At 58.4% G+C, this 799-nt stretch carries 1 protein-coding gene; it reads right to left on the reverse strand.

The features are described from left to right. On the reverse strand, nt 1–799 hold a 799-nt coding region (locus ACXJ5O_RS28740; RefSeq protein ID WP_457302877.1), incomplete at both ends, for a hypothetical protein.

The raw sequence follows: 799 nt of genomic DNA on the forward strand, positions 1-799 counted from the left end.
GGGTCGTCAAAACCCTCGCCGGTCAATGCCCAGACGGCTCTGACCGTGCGGAGCGGATCGGAATTGGGCGGCTGAATGACACCGCCGTTCGCTTGCGGGGCATCGAGGCGCGAATGCCATAGCTCCGTGCGCCCGGTACTTTGAGAATCGACTGGTGTCTTTGCATGCCGCCAGCGCTCAGCGCTGGTGGGGCTGAGAACCAGCCTCCAGGGCAGCTCAAGGGCAGTCTGCTTTGCGCTGGGCAGCGCCGGCCGAGGGCCTTTGAATATCGGGATGAATGGTTTTGCCACAATGCCGATATCGACAGAATCCGCGCCGGTCACGTTTCGCTTCTTCAATGACCRCAACCCCGGACCGCCGGTCGCCTGACGCAGTTCGAGCGTATTGAAGTCGCCTTGCAAAGCTGCGATGCGCAGGCTTCGTGCAGCAAAACTTGTCAGAGATGCGCGCTGGTTCGCGCTGAGGTTTTGAACGCTGGAAGCAAAAAGGTCAGCGAAAATAGTTTTCCTGATAGTTGGCTTTGCAGGGCGGGCATTGGCTGGAACGGACAGTTCAAGGGTTTCGCAGGCCGCAAGCACGCTTTCAAGCGTATAGGGAATGTCAAATCCGTCCGGTATCTTAAACGCGATCCTCGATTCGCCGGCAATACGAGCTCGAACTGGCGGACCAGGCAGAGTTTCCGACAAAGGAACCCCGTCCGGACCGGGCGGTGGTTCTGGCGTAAGCGGCGTTCCATCACGTGGTGGATCAGGATTTTTTGTCTTGTCGGGTTGCTTTTCGTAGAAGTTCTCCTCCGTGA

The sequence above is a fragment of the Phyllobacterium sp. P5_D12 genome, from assembly GCF_054049495.1.